At 63.6% G+C, this 14,992-nt stretch carries 12 protein-coding genes and 1 pseudogene; 9 read left to right on the top strand and 4 right to left on the bottom strand.

Annotated features, from left to right (window positions below; all coding sequences use genetic code 11):
- Nucleotides 1-151: 151 nt before the first annotated feature.
- The 7 genes from FXV83_RS07835 to FXV83_RS07805 all read left to right on the top strand — a co-directional run bounded on the left by FXV83_RS07835 (nt 152) and on the right by FXV83_RS07805 (nt 6,718).
- A complete protein-coding gene (locus tag FXV83_RS07835) occupies nt 152-1,093 on the top strand; it encodes a helix-turn-helix transcriptional regulator (RefSeq protein ID WP_148738612.1) in 942 nt (313 codons plus the stop codon).
- A gap of 51 nt (nt 1,094-1,144) precedes the next feature.
- Complete coding sequence (locus tag FXV83_RS07830; RefSeq protein ID WP_148738611.1) at nt 1,145-2,098, top strand: helix-turn-helix transcriptional regulator; 954 nt, start codon at nt 1,145-1,147, stop codon at nt 2,096-2,098.
- Between the two features lie 98 nt (nt 2,099-2,196).
- On the top strand, nt 2,197-2,487 hold the full coding sequence (locus tag FXV83_RS07825; protein ID WP_148738610.1) for a hypothetical protein: 291 nt from the start codon (nt 2,197-2,199) through the stop codon (nt 2,485-2,487).
- Nucleotides 2,488-2,608: 121 nt separating this feature from the next.
- Nucleotides 2,609-3,814: an NAD(P)/FAD-dependent oxidoreductase gene (locus FXV83_RS07820; RefSeq protein WP_148738609.1), complete on the top strand. Its 1,206-nt coding sequence runs from the start codon at nt 2,609-2,611 to the stop codon at nt 3,812-3,814.
- Between the two features lie 81 nt (nt 3,815-3,895).
- Complete coding sequence (locus FXV83_RS07815; RefSeq protein ID WP_148738608.1) at nt 3,896-4,696, top strand: acetoacetate decarboxylase; 801 nt, start codon at nt 3,896-3,898, stop codon at nt 4,694-4,696.
- Between the two features lie 32 nt (nt 4,697-4,728).
- Nucleotides 4,729-5,901, top strand: coding sequence for a DUF3734 domain-containing protein (locus FXV83_RS07810; protein WP_148738607.1), 1,173 nt, complete (start codon nt 4,729-4,731; stop codon nt 5,899-5,901).
- Between the two features lie 34 nt (nt 5,902-5,935).
- Entirely contained in the window at nt 5,936-6,718 is a 783-nt protein-coding gene (locus FXV83_RS07805) for a 3-hydroxybutyrate dehydrogenase (RefSeq protein WP_148738606.1), read from the top strand.
- A gap of 114 nt (nt 6,719-6,832) precedes the next feature.
- On the opposite strand, the gene FXV83_RS07800 is transcribed toward FXV83_RS07805, so the two are convergent.
- The 3 genes from FXV83_RS07800 to FXV83_RS07790 form a co-directional block, all read right to left on the bottom strand.
- Complete coding sequence (locus tag FXV83_RS07800; protein ID WP_148738605.1) at nt 6,833-8,251, bottom strand: TAXI family TRAP transporter solute-binding subunit; 1,419 nt, start codon at nt 8,249-8,251, stop codon at nt 6,833-6,835.
- A 249-nt stretch (nt 8,252-8,500) separates the two neighbouring features.
- Nucleotides 8,501-10,945 carry a TonB-dependent receptor gene (locus FXV83_RS07795; protein ID WP_148738604.1) on the bottom strand — a complete coding sequence of 815 codons (2,445 nt, stop codon included), beginning with the start codon at nt 10,943-10,945 and terminating at the stop codon, nt 8,501-8,503.
- Between the two features lie 173 nt (nt 10,946-11,118).
- On the bottom strand, nt 11,119-12,477 hold the full coding sequence (locus tag FXV83_RS07790; RefSeq protein WP_148738603.1) for a histidine kinase: 1,359 nt from the start codon (nt 12,475-12,477) through the stop codon (nt 11,119-11,121).
- A 203-nt stretch (nt 12,478-12,680) separates the two neighbouring features.
- Between FXV83_RS07790 and FXV83_RS07785 the strand changes: the two genes are divergently transcribed.
- The gene (locus FXV83_RS07785; RefSeq protein ID WP_187435739.1) at nt 12,681-13,301 is read left to right on the top strand and encodes a response regulator; all 621 of its coding nucleotides are present in this window, start codon (nt 12,681-12,683) and stop codon (nt 13,299-13,301) included.
- 87 nt (nt 13,302-13,388) lie between these two features.
- Nucleotides 13,389-14,234 (top strand): S-formylglutathione hydrolase, encoded by an 846-nt coding sequence (fghA, locus tag FXV83_RS07780; RefSeq protein WP_148738601.1) that lies wholly within the window; start codon nt 13,389-13,391, stop codon nt 14,232-14,234.
- Between the two features lie 398 nt (nt 14,235-14,632).
- On the opposite strand, the pseudogene FXV83_RS42530 reads toward fghA, so the two are convergent.
- Nucleotides 14,633-14,992: pseudogene (locus FXV83_RS42530) on the bottom strand (methyl-accepting chemotaxis protein); the annotation flags it as partial.

Genomic DNA, 14,992 nt, shown 5'->3' with positions numbered 1-14,992 from the left:
GGAGCAGGATCGGACAAAACATAGCCGTTTCAGGAAATACGCTGAGCCTTTGCAGCGCATAGAACACGCGCGAACCCGTACAAATACGGCAACTCATCGGAAGCTTCAGGTGATCAGGAGGAGGCACGCAATGATTGCGAGCACCGCACCCATGCGCAATTCCGCGCACGAAGATTTGCCCCCCGCGGCGGGTGCACAGCCGGACGATAGCGCGACGGCCGAGCGTCGCGCCGCGGATGCGGAGATGGCGCGCGTTCTCGGGACCGAGCCGCTCCGCATGGCACTGGATTCCTCCGGTGCCGGGATCGCCCACTGGAAACATGATCCATTGCACGACGTGGTCGAGCCGATGAGCCACCACGTGATCATGGCCTACAACGGCGTGATGCAGCGCATGGAGCGACGGTCAGGAAAATCGGTGGCGATCGGTACGTTTCGCCGCGGGGTCCTGATCATCATTCCGGAAGGATCGAGCTCCCGATGGGATATCCCGAAGCCTGTTGATGTGGTTCAACTCTATCTTCCCGATGCAAGGTTGAAGCGCGTTGCTGACGAAGCCGGGATCGCCACACCGACCGACCTGCTCGAGCGAACGGCGCATCCTGACCCCGTTACGTCCCGACTGATTTTGAGCGCGTCGGATGCAACCGAGGGCAATGGAGCCCTGGATACGTTGTTTCGGCATCAGCTGACAGATCTTCTCGCCACGCGCCTGCTGGCTGCGCACACCGGTTCGCCAACGATGTTCCAGCCGACCGTGGGTGGGCTGTCGCCGAAAGTTCTGCTCCGTGCGATCGAGCGGTTGCGCTCGGACAGCGATGCGGACGTTTCCCTCGATGCGCTGGCTTCCGATGCCGGTCTATCGCGCTTTCACTTCTGCCGCGCCTTCAAGGAAAGCACCGGGCTTTCCCCGCATTCCTGGCTGCGCCAGCACCGGATCGAGCAGGCAATGAACATGCTGCGGGAGCCCGACGAATCGGTCGTCTCGATCGCCGCGGCGCTTGGCTATTCCTCGCAGACCGCATTTGCCGCGGCGTTCAGGAAGCTGACTGGCGAAACACCGAGCGAGTGGCGCAGGCGGCACACGCCCTAGCAACAAGCGCTTCTGAGCAACGAGGTCCTTTTCGATGGCGAGGACACGTCTATGAGCTGCAAGCCTATCCGGCACCAGCCTCCTCAGGATCGGCCCGACACTCCGCAAACCCATGCGCGCGATCTGCAACCGGGCGAACACCCTCATGCGGATGCGGAAATGATGCGCGTGCTCAAGACGCGGCCCGTGAGCGTAGCGTCGGATCCATCCAGCGGTGCGATCACTTTTTGGAGGCATGATCCGCTGCACGACATCGTTGGTCCCATGGCCGATCACGTGATCATGGCTTTCCCCGAAGGGCCAGCGCGGTTCGAGCGGCGCTCCGGGAAAGAATTTGTGACTGGAACGGCGCGAGGTGGGACCGTGACGGTCATTCCGGCCGGCTCGAGCTCACGATGGGACATTTACCAGCCTCTGAATGTCGTTCAGCTCTACCTTCCGCAGTCAACGCTCGTGCGCGTCGCCGCTGAAGCGGGCACGACCGCGCCGGGCGACCTTGTGGAGCGGACTGCGCATCCCGACCCCGTTACATCTCGATTGCTGCTGAGTGCGGCCGACGCACTGGAAGGCAGCGCGGCGCTGGACTCGCTGTTCAGGCATCAACTGACGGATCTTCTCGCCACGCGTCTTCTCTCGTCGTACGCCGGCTCGCCTCCAAAATCCAGGCCGGTCATCGGCGGACTGTCGCCCAGGATACTTGCTCGCGCCATCGAACGCCTGCGCTCGGATGCTGACGCGGATATCTCACTCTCGGCGCTGGCATCGGATGCCGCTTTGTCGCGTTTCCACTTCTGCCGCGCCTTCAAGGAGAGTACCGGGCTCTCGCCGCATGCCTGGCTGCGACAGCACCGACTTGAGCAGGCCATGAAGATGCTGCGTGACACCGACGATTCGATCCTCTTAATCGCCGCCGCGCTTGGCTACTCCTCCCAGACCGCCTTCGCTGCGGCATTCAGGAAGCTGACCGGCGAGACCCCGAGCGATTGGCGAAGGCGCATGCGTTAGCAGCAATCACTCTATAGCGACGGCAATCGCTCTGGCGCAAAGGCAGCTTGGATCAGTTAGACCATCATCATGTCCAATCCAACCGACGGAGACACAGGATGTTTGGAAAGAACTTCGTCAGCCGGCTGGCAATCACGTTACCCCGAAGGGGCCTCGCGACCGCCGTCGTGTATGGGCTTTCGCTGGCGGTCCGATTCACTTCGGCCGCGGGGGAAGAGGTAGAAATTCCGCCGCAATCCGCGCAACGCGCGCACTCGCTGATTTCAGTCGTGGCCAGGGATAGCGCGCGCCTGCCCTATCAGGACTGGGGCCAGCAGTCCCTGCAGCCGATCCTCCTTCGCAAGGGGTGGCCGCCAAGCTCACCGCCAGCCGGCTGCATCGTCCCTTAAGAGCCGGCGATTTCGTTTCACCCCTTCGCGTCGTTGCCGATCGCAACAAGGCTTGCCGCAGCTCGGATGCGGCAGCGGCAACGCGCCTGTGCCCGAGAAGACCAACCAGAGGAGAACATCAATGCGACTAGTCATCATCGGCGCCGGCTTCGCCGGCATGTACGCCGCCCTTTCCGCAGCACGCCTGCGCGACATCAAGGGCGTTTCGCCCGAAGAGCTCGAGATCGCGCTGGTTGCGCCCGAGCCGACGCTGGTGGTTCGCCCGCGGCTCTACGAGCCGAAACCCGAAACCCTGACCGCGCCCCTTCTCGATGTCCTCAACTCCATCGATGTCGTCTACGTGCAAGGCAGCGCCGAGACGGTGGATACCAAGTCTCGGATGGTGCAGATCGCCACCAACAAAGGCACGCGAAAGACCCTCTCCTACGATCGCCTTGTGGTGGCCACCGGCAGCCGGCTGTTCCGTCCCAGCATTCCCGGCCTAGCCGAACACGGTTTCAGCGTCGACTCGCTCGATGATGCGGTTGCCCTCGACAAGCATTTGCATGGCCTGGCCAAGCGGCCGCCCGCGAACGGCCGCGACACCGTCGTCGTCGCAGGCGGCGGCTTCACCGGAATCGAGGCGGCGACTGAAATGCCCACGCGGCTGCGCGCGATCCTCGGCAAGAACGCCAAGCCGCGCGTCATCATCGTCGAACGCAACCCGGCGATCGCCCCCGATATGGGCGAAGGCCCGCGCCCCGTCATCGAGGAAGCCCTGCGGAAGGTGGGCGTGGAAACCCGGGTCGGCGCCGGCGTCGCCTCGCTGGACAAGTCCGGCGTCACGCTTTCAAACGGCGAGCACATCGAAGCGGAGACCGTGATCTGGGCGGCCGGCATTCGTGCAGCCCCCCTGACCGCGCAAATCTCAGCCGAGCGCGACAATTTCGGCCGTCTGCTGGTCGATCGCTGTTTGCGCGTGCAGGGCGTCCAGGGCGTCTTCGCCACCGGCGATGCAGCCCGTGCCGCCTGCGACGACGAGGGCAACTACGCGCTGATGTCGTGCCAGCACGCCACGCGGATGGGCGCCTTTGCCGGCAACAACGCCGCGGCCGAGCTGCTGGGCGTGCCGACCAGGCCCTACCACCAGAAGGCCTATGTCACCTGCCTCGACCTCGGCGAAGCCGGCGCAGTGTTCACGCGCGGCTGGGAGCGCAAGGTGGAGATGGTCGGCGACGTCGCCAAGAAGACGAAGCAGGAGATCAACAGGGTCTGGATCTATCCACCCAAGCCCGAGCGTGCCGCCGCGCTCGCCTCGGCCGATCCGGAGCAAGTCACCAAACTGTAGCGCCTGACGCGATCCGGGCCGCGCTTTTCACGCAGAAATGGCGGCCCGCTCACCATCCATCAAATCTGGAGCTCGACCCCGATGAAACACGCGACTGTGCGCGCAAACGCGTTCGCCATGCCGCTGACGAACCCAGCCTTCCCGTCTGGGCCCTATCGATTCGTCAACCGCGAATACTTCATTATCCAGTACCGGACCGATCCCGATGCGCTGCGCCGGATCGTGCCGGAGCCCCTGGAGCTGACCGAGCCTGTGGTGAACTACGAGTTCATCCGCATGCCCGACTCCACCGGCTTCGGCGATTACACCGAAAGCGGCCAGGTCATCCCGGTGTCCTTCCGCGGCCAGGTCGGCAGTTTCGTTCATCAGATGTATCTCAATGATCATCCGCCGATCGCAGGCGGTCGCGAACTGTGGGGCTTTCCGAAGAAGCTGGCGCAGCCGAAACTCGCCGTCGAGACCGACACGCTGGTCGGAACGCTTGACTACGGTTCCGTGCGCATCGCGACGGGCACCATGGGCTACAAGCACCGCGCCCTCGACGCTTCGGGCGAAGCGCAAAAGCTCGCCGCGCCGAACTTCCTGCTCAAGATCATCCCGCATGTCGACGGCACGGCGCGCATCTGCGAACTGGTGCGCTTCCATCTCGAAGATATCACCGTGAAGGGTGCATGGACCGGGCCGGCTGCACTCGACCTCTACTCGCATGCACTCGCTCCCGTCGCCGAGCTGCCGGTGCTTCAAGTGCTCTCGGCCAAGCACGTCGTTGCGGACCTCACGCTCGGACTCGGCACCGTCGTGCACGACTATCTGGAGCGGCCTGCAGTAGCGCGACGGCGCGGGGCCGAACCTGAAATGCAGATCGAAACACACGCCGGTTGACCGGATCGGCCGCCATGCAAGGAGTATTGGCCATGTTGAACGTGACGCGCGAATACGTCGATTCTGCGCAACGGACGAATCCGCTTCCCTACGATGTCGTTGCGCTGGTGCTCCAGGGCGGTGGCGCGCTCGGCGCCTACCAGGCCGGAGTCTATGAAGGTCTCCACGAGGCCGGCATCCGGCCGAACTGGCTGGCGGGCATTTCGATTGGCGCCCTCAACGCCGCCATCATTGCCGGCTCGCCGGAGGACGAGCGCGTCGCGCGCCTGCGCGAGTTCTGGGAGACGATCTGCGCGACGCCAGTGGAATGGCCCGTCGGCGAGGGATTGGCAAATGCGCTACCCTTCGCGTTCGACTTCAACTCGCTGCACAACACGCTTGCGGCGATGCGAGCCCTGTATCAGGGGCAACCCGGCTTCTTCAAGCCGCGTTTCCCGTCGCCACTATGGTCGCCCTTCACGGGTGACGCTGCGACCAGCTTCTACGATACCGCGCCGTTGCACCGGACCTTGGAACGGCTCGTCGACTTTGACCGGCTGAACTCAGGTGAAGTGCGAGTCAGCGTCGGCGCGGTCAACGTCCGCACCGGCAACCTCACCTATTTCGACACCGCCGAGCGCCGGTTGGGTCCGAAACATTTCATGGCTTCGGGCGCACTGCCGCCCGGGTTCCCCGCCGTCGAAATCGACTCCGAGCATTATTGGGATGGCGGCGTGGTCTCCAATACGCCCCTCTCCCGCGTGCTGTCCGGTGACGGGCAGGACACCCTGACGTTTCAGGTCGACCTCTGGTCAGCCAAGGGCCGCGTCCCCTACGACATGATGGAAGTGTCGAGCCGGCAAAAGGACATTCAATATTCCAGCCGCACGCGTGCTGTCACGGACCAGGCGCTACGCATGCAGAAGATGCGGCAGGCGCTGCAGCGGACGATGGACAAATTGCCCGAAGCCGCGAGGAACGATCCGGAGATGCGCGCCATCGCCGATCTTGCCCGCCACCGCTCCCACAACATCATCCACCTGATCTACCAGTCCAAGCTCTACGAGGGTCACTCCAAGGACTACGAGTTCGGACGGAAGGCGATGCGCGCGCATTGGCAGAGCGGACTGGACGACATCCGCCGCACGCTTGCCGATGGCCGGCGCCTGGAGCCGCCACCGCCCGAACTCGGCATCGTCACCCACGACGTCCACCGCCGCGATTGACTTCGTCTCCAACCATCATCGAAAGGAATTTGTCATGTTGAAAGGCAAGGTGGCGATCGTCACCGGATCGACCAGCGGCATCGGCCTTGGGATCGCCCGAGAGCTGGCCAAGCTCGGCGCCAATATCGTCCTGAACGGCTTTGGCGACTCGAGCGAGATCGAGAAAATCCGAAGCGGCATCGATGGCGAGAACGGTGTGCGCGTCGAATATGACGGCGCCGACGTGTCGGATGGAGACGCCGTGCGCAGAATGATCGAGGCGACGATCGGACGATTCGGACGGCTCGACATCCTCGTCAATAATGCCGGCATCCAGTTCACCGCACCAGTCGAGGAGTTCCCGCCCGCCAAGTGGAAGGCCATTCTCGACATCAATCTCTCTGCCGCATTTCACGGCATCGCTTCCGCCGTGCCCCAGATGAAGAAGCAGCGCTGGGGTCGCATCATCAATATCGCCTCCGCGCATGGGCTCGTCGCATCCACCCACAAGGCAGCCTATGTCGCGGCCAAGCACGGCCTCGTCGGCCTCACCAAGGTGGTGGGCCTCGAAACCGCCGGGAGCGGCATCACCTGCAACGCGGTCTGTCCCGGCTGGGTGCGCACGCCGCTTGTGGAGAAGCAGATCGACGACATCGCGGCGGAGAAGGGCATTAGCCGGAAGGAGGCGACCGGGGAGCTTCTCGCGGAGAAACAGCCATCGCTGGACTTCGCCTCTCCGGAGCAGCTCGGTGGCACTGTTGCGTTCTTGTGCTCGGCCGTTGCCGACCAGATCACCGGCACGACAATCTCAGTCGATGGCGGCTGGACCGCGCAATAGGCAAGAGCGTATTTCTCACATTGGCGACATCACGCTTAGGCTCCGCCTGGAACATCCCCCGAGGGTCGTCCGCACGTGTCGGCGCGATCGCGGGTGATGTTTCACATCGTGACGTCACGTGAGGCCGCGGCCTGCTGCCGCGCCGCGGACCGGTTCGGGCGGGCCCGCTTGCAATGTCGCGCGCCTCTCTACGACGGCGTGATTGAACAGGTCGAGCACCAGACCAAAGGCCGCCAGCTCCTCTTCCTCGATGGCGCCGTCATCATAACATTCGAGCGTTTCACTTATGATCGCGTCGACCTCGCGTTGCATTGCCAGGAGTTGCTGGTTGGATTCCGCGGTCCGTACCCCGGAAACCATGGCCTGGATTCTGTTGCGATGACCGGTGTTTTCATCCCTTTCATCCCGATTCAAATAGTGACGCAGCCAGGCCGCGACCGAACCAACCCCGGAGAGAAGCAGCAGAGCAAACCAGAAGTAATCGCCGTACCTGTCGAGAAAGGTACGCTCGGTGCCGTCGATGACGGCTGCCGCTCCGCGATGCACCGGCAATTCGGCGTCCTTGTCGGTGTCCGGCTTGGTGATGTGCGCAACGCCGGGCACCCGCCGGACAATCACCTGACGGACGGCGAGCAGTTGCCGGAAAAATGCCGCTACCGTCGTTTCAGACAGGGTCTTTTGCGCCATGATCAGGTGGCTGACGCTGACCGTCTCGACCTTGTCGTCCGGCCAAGCCGGATTCGTATTGAAGACGCTGGGCGGGATTTCTTCGGATTCATAACGGGGGTGTTTCAGGGCGATCGCTTCTGACGCGTCTATCGCAAGAAACTTGGGATCGCCTCGCGCCCGGGCCGTTGCTGCGATGGCGTCAGAGGTGATCTTGCTGTCGAGCGGACCGACCGCGATGAATGCATCGAGGGTGGGGTCGCGCGCTAGTTGCTCGATCTGGTCCGTGCCAAATTGCGTAATCGCGACCTTGTCCGCCTCCACTCCGCAGGCGCTCAGGATGACCCGCAGCAACGCAGCGTTCGCCGGCGTCCGGCCGATCACGCCGACCCTGTGCCCTGCTAGATCGGCGATCTCCTTGATTTTCGCTGCCGGCTTTCTTTTGGAGTTCTTGCCCGCAAGTCCGGAAGGTGACCACAGCACAACGAAGTTCTTGCGCACGATGGCGACGGTCTGCGCGTCGGCCGGCATTTCGAGATCGCCACGACCGACCGCAAGGTGGGCTTTCCCGGCACCAAGCAGGCCGAGAGCTTCGACCGCACCGTCGGTCGTGATCAGAGAGAGCCTGAGTGTCCGGCTTTCGCTGGCGAAGGCCTCGGCCGCCGCTTGAATAACTTTGTGATCGTCACTTCCCGGCGGTCCGACCGCAATCCGGAGAGTGACCGGCCCCAACACGTAATACAGTGCGCCCGCCGCGGCACCAAAAATGAAGAATCCAACTGCCAGGATCAGCAGTAAGGTGTTGCTCCTTCTCCGCTGTCGGCGGGCTGCGTCACTGGTTGCACCTGTACCATCGGACGAGGACATATCCGCTGCCGGTCGGAGAGCAAAAGCCTGCTTCCTTGTAGGACTACCACATTTCCGGATAACGTCCCAGCGGCGGCCTTGGTTGCAGAAGCTCCGGCGCGGGTGACCGCATCGATGACCGCCTGAGGCTAGGGCCTCCCGCCTCGCTCCGTACCCGGACAAGTGGTTGCACTGCGCGAATCCACACACCAGCCCACGAGCGGTGTATTCGATGACTTCATTCTCGATTCAACAAAGCTTCATCCCGCTTCAGAACGTCACCCGCATCCCCGCGTAGAACGCGCGGGGCCGCGCCGGGCTCAGCGAGCGCGGGTCGCTGAAGTCGACGCCGCCGTTGGCGAAGTTGGGCAACGCGCCCCTGTCGAAGAACTGCCCATAGGTCGCATAACGCCTGTCGAAGACGTTGTCGACGCGGCCGTAGAGCTGAAAGTTCTTGGTGACCTGATAGGAGGTGTGGAGATTGAACACGGTGTAGGACGGCAGCTTCGTGTATTGGTTGGACTCGTCGCCGACCAGATACTGGCTGGAAACGAAGATCGCGTTGCCGCCGACCTTCCAGACGTCGGTTACGGCATAGTCGATGCCGAGCTTGACGCGATGGCGCGGGATCGCGGGGATCTGGTCGCCGGGCAGTACCTGAATGGTCTCGGTGACGGGATTCCTGAACGGGCTTTCAGAGCCGAGCTCGAACGCATCGAGGTAGCGTGCGTCGACGAACGCATAGCTCGCCTGGAACTGAAGTGTGGGCGACTTGAGGTTGACCTCGGCCTCGAGCCCCTGACGCCGCGTTCTGCCGACGTTCGTGAAGTAGCCGAAGCCGGTGCGTCCGACCGCGGGAACGGCGGCAATGTCGTCGTAATTGGTGGCGCGGAACGCGCCGACCTTCCATCCGAGGGAGCCGATGTTGAGCTCCTTGGTGCCGCGGAAGCCGGCCTCGACGGTCTTTGACACGACTTGATTCAGCGGCGGGTCCGAGACTAGGAACGCCGCGAGGAGGCAGGGCCTGACGGGATCGGCGCAGCCGAGCTCGAGCGGCGTCGGCACGCGGTTGGCCTCGGAATAGCCGGCATAGGCCGTCAGCTCCGGCGTGATCTTGTAGGTGCCGCCGATCACCGGATTGAAGCGGGTGAAGCTGTGATCGCCGTTGAGCGCGGTGCCGAGCTGATCCTGCAGCGAGATGCGCGCCACGTTGAAACGGCCGCCGCCCGTCACGGCGAAGGCATCCGTGACGTTGAACGTGTCCATCGCATACAGGCCATTATATTGGTTGACGGTGCGCAGCGAGACGGGGCCGGCAACGGGGACCGGCGTGCCAGTCGGACCTAAGAAGACGCCGCTGCCGCTGACGACGTAGTTTTCTGCGATGGAGCCGATTTCGGCCGTCGCGTCATAGCGCGTGATGCTGGCGTCATAGGTTGAGCCCATCACGAAGCGGTTGTCGTGGCTGAGCAATTGACCGGTGTTGGTGGCCTGTCCTGATACGCCGAAGGTGGTCGAACGTATCGAGCTCCGGTCGATCTCCCCGAGGATGGTCCCCGACGCGAAAGGATTGGCAAGCTGCATGCCGTTCGTGCCATTGGCCGGCGTCGTATCGTCGCCGAAGCACAAGAGCCCGGCAATGGCGCATTCCTGCACGTTTGTCGGATTGCCATCGACGAGCTTCTGCTCGTAGCGGCGCAGATGCGCCGTGCCTTCGAGCGTCCAGGTCGGCGTCGCATCGGCCTTGCCAGTGAGGTTGAGATAACCGACGCGGTTGGAGGTGGTCTGCGGCGTCGTGTAGGTCGCGCCCCAATATTTATCGAGCAACTCGGCGGGAACGGTGGCATTGGCGCCGAAATCGTTCTTGGCAGCGCCCATGTTGACATGGAATTCGCTGTCGCCGGCCTTGTAGCCGACATCGCCGTAGAAGCGCCGCACGTCCGATTGCGAGAAATTGCGGAAGCCGTTGTCGTGCAGGCCTTCGAGTGCGGCGTAGACGCCGTAGTTCTTGTCGACCTGCTTGCCCCACTGCGCCGAGCCCTGGATACGGCCGAACGAGCCGCCCATCATGTCGATCTCGGCGCCCTGGTATGTGAAGCCGTCCTTCATTTGTAGATTGATCGCGCCGCCCAGCGCATTGAGGCCGAAGGCTGGATTGTTGGTCACGAGCGTCACCGACCTGATCGCGGCGGTCGGGATCAGGTCCCAGTTGACGGCGTCGGAGAAGGCTTCATTGATGCGGACGCCGTTCTGGTAGATGGCAAGGCCCTGCGGCGCGCCCGTCACGGGCGAGGCGACAAAGCCGCGGAATTCGATATCCGGCTGAAACGGATTGCCGGTGACCTCACTGATGTTGATTCCGGCGATGTTGTCGCGCAGCGCGTCGGTGACGTTGAGCGAGCCCGTGCGCTTGATCTGATTGGCATCGACGGCGTTGATCGCCGAGGGAACCTTGTCGACCTCGATGCCTCTGCCGGTGCCTGGCGATGTCGGGTAGACGTACAGCCTGTTGCTGGGCTTTGCGGTGCTCGCAGAGCGTACCGGCGCTCGCGATGGCGCACGCCTCGGGGCCTGCCGTGGCGCCACCACTTCGATTGCCGGCAGGTTTTGAACGTTGGTCTCTTCGTCCTGCGCGGCCCGCGCCTCCGTCCCGAGCACAATTCCAGACGCCAGCCCCGTCGATACCGAGACAATCAACAGCCTTCGCGCGCCCATCCCTGCAGTCCCATCCGCAACCACGTTCGTCTGTTTTTTGCGGCCACTTTGCCGTTTGCTTGGGACGAGTGTAGTCGGCCACCGTGCATGCGCCAGCCGTAAAAGGTCGGGCGATCTCGGCGCCCGTTTTCCCGACAAAATCGGGAATTCTTCCCGCTTCCCTTCCGCGCGGGTCAGGCCGATGCCGTCGGAACCAGGGCTTCCACGGTCAACCCGCCCTCGCTGGAGGCGACGCTGAGCGAACCGCCCAGCGCCAGAATCCGCTCGCGCATGCCGACGAGGCCGAAGCCGAGCGTCTGGCCCAGGTCCATGCCGCGGCCATTATCGCTGACCCGCACCCGGGCGCAGCTGCGGCCGTCGCGCCCGGGCTGTTCGACCGGTTCGATCACGACGTTGACCGAGGTCGCGCCGGCGTGGCGGAACACGTTGGTGAGCGCTTCCTGCACGGTGCGGTAGATGGTGAGGTCGGCGGTTTCCCCGGTTGGCCCGAGCGCGGGCGAGATCGATGTCTCGATCGCGACATCGGGATGCGACTCGCGCCACAGCCGCGACAGCGATTCCAGCGCCTGGCGCAGGCCGAGCTCGGCGAGGCCGACCGGCCGCAGCCGCTCCAGCACGCGGCGGTTGAACTGCTGCAGCGCGTTGATCTGCTCCAGCATGGCGCTGCCGTGTTTTCGCACCGCGTCCGCACTTGGGACGCGCCCGTCCGCCTGCTTGGCCAGCGCGCTGGCATGCGCGCGCAGCGAGAACAGATACGGCCCGAACTCGTCGTGGAGCTCGCGGGCGATCTCCTTGCGCTCCAGGTCCTGGAGCGACACGTTACGCTCGGCAAGGCGCCGCTTGTCCTCGATCGCTTCCCCCAGCGTCGCCGCCAGATGATTGAGCCTGGTGCAAATCGCTGAAAGCTCGGGTGCGCCGCCCGGCACGACCCGCGCCTCATAGCGCCCGCCTTCGAGCTCGGCCATCACCTCCGCCAAGGACTGGAGCGGCCCGAGCGCACGGCCGACCACCGTCATCATCACCAGGAACAGCGCGATCGCGATCACTGATCCGACCTCGAGCTGGGTCACGATGCCGTCCCAGATCTCGGCGATCTCGTCATTGGGGTGCGAGGTGATGACGAGCGAGCCGGGCTTGCCGTGGATCGAGAGCGGCACGCTGACCGCGGTCTGCTCGGGATGAACCAGGCTGACGAACCAGGGCGGCGGCGCACGGGCAGCGTCATCTTCCTCGGCCCGCGGCGGCGTGAGCGGATTACCGCTGGCATCCCTGAGCGCGATGCTGACATGGCGCAGACGGCTGAGATCGCGCGCGATCTGGTTCAGCCTGGCATCGGGATCGGGCGCCTCGTTGAGATCGGCAACGATCATCTCAATGAACTCGCGCGCGAGCCGGATCACGCTCTGGTCCTCGGCCTGCACGCGCGGGCCCGCCTCCGCGACCTGGCGGCCGATATTGACGGCGAGCCCCAGCGCCAGCAGCAGCGCCAGCAGCAGGTTGATGCGCCCGCGCAAGGATAGATTTTGCCACATTGGAATTGCCCGTGCCCCGCGAAGGATTTGCTCGAGTCTTTGCGATGGCGTTGACAGACCCGAAGCGCTCGATATCTAATCGAAACCGTACAGCAATCCCGGCCGGGTTGCATGGCCCGACATGAGACACGATATCCGCGCATCGATCTCGTCCGGCATCATGCGGCGCGAAACAGGCCGGGATGTTGTTGCGGGGAACGCCTATGCGCATTCTGATCGTCGATGACCATCCCATCGTCGCCTCCGGCTGCCGCGCCGTGCTGGCCGACGAAGGCGCGATCGAGATCCTGGAGGCCGCCGACGCCGAGGACGGCGAATGCGTCTTCATCGTCGAGCGACCCGACCTCTGCGTGATCGACATCAACCTGCCGACCGTTTCCGGCTTCGAGCTGGCGCGGCGCATCCTCGATCGCGCGCCCGAGGCCCGCATCATCATGTTCAGCATGAACGACGATCCTGCTTTCGCCGCGCGCGCGATCGAATGCGGAGCCAAGGGTTATGTCTCGAAGACCGGCGATCCCGACGATCTCGTCGAGGCGATCCGCACCGTCGGCGGCGGCGGCACTTATCTGCCGAGCGCGATCGCCCGCAGCATCGCCTTCGCCGGACCGACACTGGCACAAAATCCGCTATCGAAGCTGAGCGCGCGCGAGATGGAGATCCTGCGGCTGCTCAGCGCGGGGAAGAGCCTGTCCGAGATCGCGTGGCTGGTGCAATCGTCCTACAAGACGGTCGCCAACACCTCCTCGCTCATGCGCCAGAAGCTCGGGGTCAAGACCTCGGTCGAGCTGGTGCGGCTGGCGATCGACAGCGGCGTTGCCTGACCTTACACCAGGCTTGGCGCGCCGGCACAAATTCGGTCACACAAGCGTTGCAATGTTGATGTGGTTAGATGCCATGGAGCCCAAGGCATGACGATCCAGACTGTCTCGACCAATACATCCTATGGCGGCGTGCAGGGCGTGTATCGCCATGCGAGCCAGGCGACCGGAACCGACATGGTGTTCTCGGTCTATGTTCCGCCGCATGCGCAGGCCGCCAAGCTGCCTGTGGTCTGGTATCTCTCCGGGCTCACCTGCACCCATGCCAACGTCACCGAGAAGGGCGAATTCCGCCGCGCCTGCGCTGAGCTTGGCCTGATCTTCGTCGCGCCCGACACCAGCCCGCGCGGACCCGACGTGCCCGGCGATGCCAACAACGCCTATGATTTCGGCCTGGGGGCCGGCTTCTATGTTGATGCGACGCAGGCGCCGTTTGCGCGCAACTACCGCATGTGGAGCTACGTCACTGACGAATTGCCAAAACTCGTGGCAGAAAATTTTCCCGTCGATGCCAGGCGCCAATCGGTGATGGGCCATTCGATGGGCGGCCACGGCGCGCTGACGGTGGCGCTGCGCAATCCGCACCGCTATCGCGCCGCCAGTGCGTTTGCTCCGATCGTCGCGCCGTCGCTTGTGCCTTGGGGCATCAAGGCGCTGACTGGCTATCTCGGGCCCAACAAGGAGACATGGCGCACCCATGACACGGTGGCGCTGATCGAGGACGGTGCGAAGTTTCCCGGCTTTCTCGTCGATGTAGGCGAGGCCGATAATTTCCTGAAGGAGCAGTTGCGGCCGGAGCTGCTGGAAGCCGCCTGCACCAAGGCCGGCATCCCGCTGACGCTGCGGCGCCAGGCGGGCTACGACCACAGCTATTATTTCATCTCGACCTTCATGAGCGACCATCTGCACTGGCATGCGGAGCGGTTGAAGGGGTGATCGCTTCTTCCTTCTCCCCTTGTGGGAGAAGGTGGCGCAAAAAAGTGATATAGAAGTCAGACGGTTAGCTGGTCAGTGTCCCTATAGTGTCCCTATCAGCTTTTGCGGGATTCGCGCTCGACAGCCTCAAGCATCAGACTTCTTATGCTCCAGTTGTTTGGGCGCATCTCGCTTGTGGCCGTTTCCGACAACTGGGTAGTCAGAACGGCAGCATCACGTCCAAACCGATGCCTTCAACCGGCGAATCCGGACAACTCGCATTTCCGAGTTGCCCCCCAACCGGAGGTGTCGCGGACATGCCAAGATCGACGCGAATGCCCCGGAACAGACCTCGTCTCCGCACACGTACGGGGTGCGAAATTCAAGAACCCGAGCTGACTCAGAATTTACTTTCGAACCTAGGCAGCCCGTATGGTGGTGAAGAAGCCTTCAACTTGGGAGCGCAGCGTATCCGACTGCTGCGAGAGTTCGTTGGCGGCTGCCAAGAGCTGGGCTGCGGTTTGACCGGTCTCGCTCGCGGATTGGCTTACGCCGCCGATGTTGCTTGAAACTTCCTGCGTGCCGCGCGCGGCCTCTTGTACGTTTCGCGCGATTTCGCCCGTCGCCGACCCTTGTTCTTCTACGGCCGCCGCGACGGTGGTGGTGATCTCGTTGACCGAGGCGATCGTCGCACCGATCTCTCGGATCGATTCGACAGATTCCTTGGTCGCTGCCTGAATGGCAAGGATCTGCTGACCGATTTCTCCGGTCGCCTTTGC

The organism is Bradyrhizobium hipponense (assembly GCF_008123965.1).
Taxonomy (GTDB): Bacteria; Pseudomonadota; Alphaproteobacteria; order Rhizobiales; family Xanthobacteraceae; genus Bradyrhizobium; species Bradyrhizobium hipponense.
The sequence above is the reverse complement of the archived record's forward strand: the minus strand, read 5'-3'. Positions and strand labels throughout refer to the sequence as shown.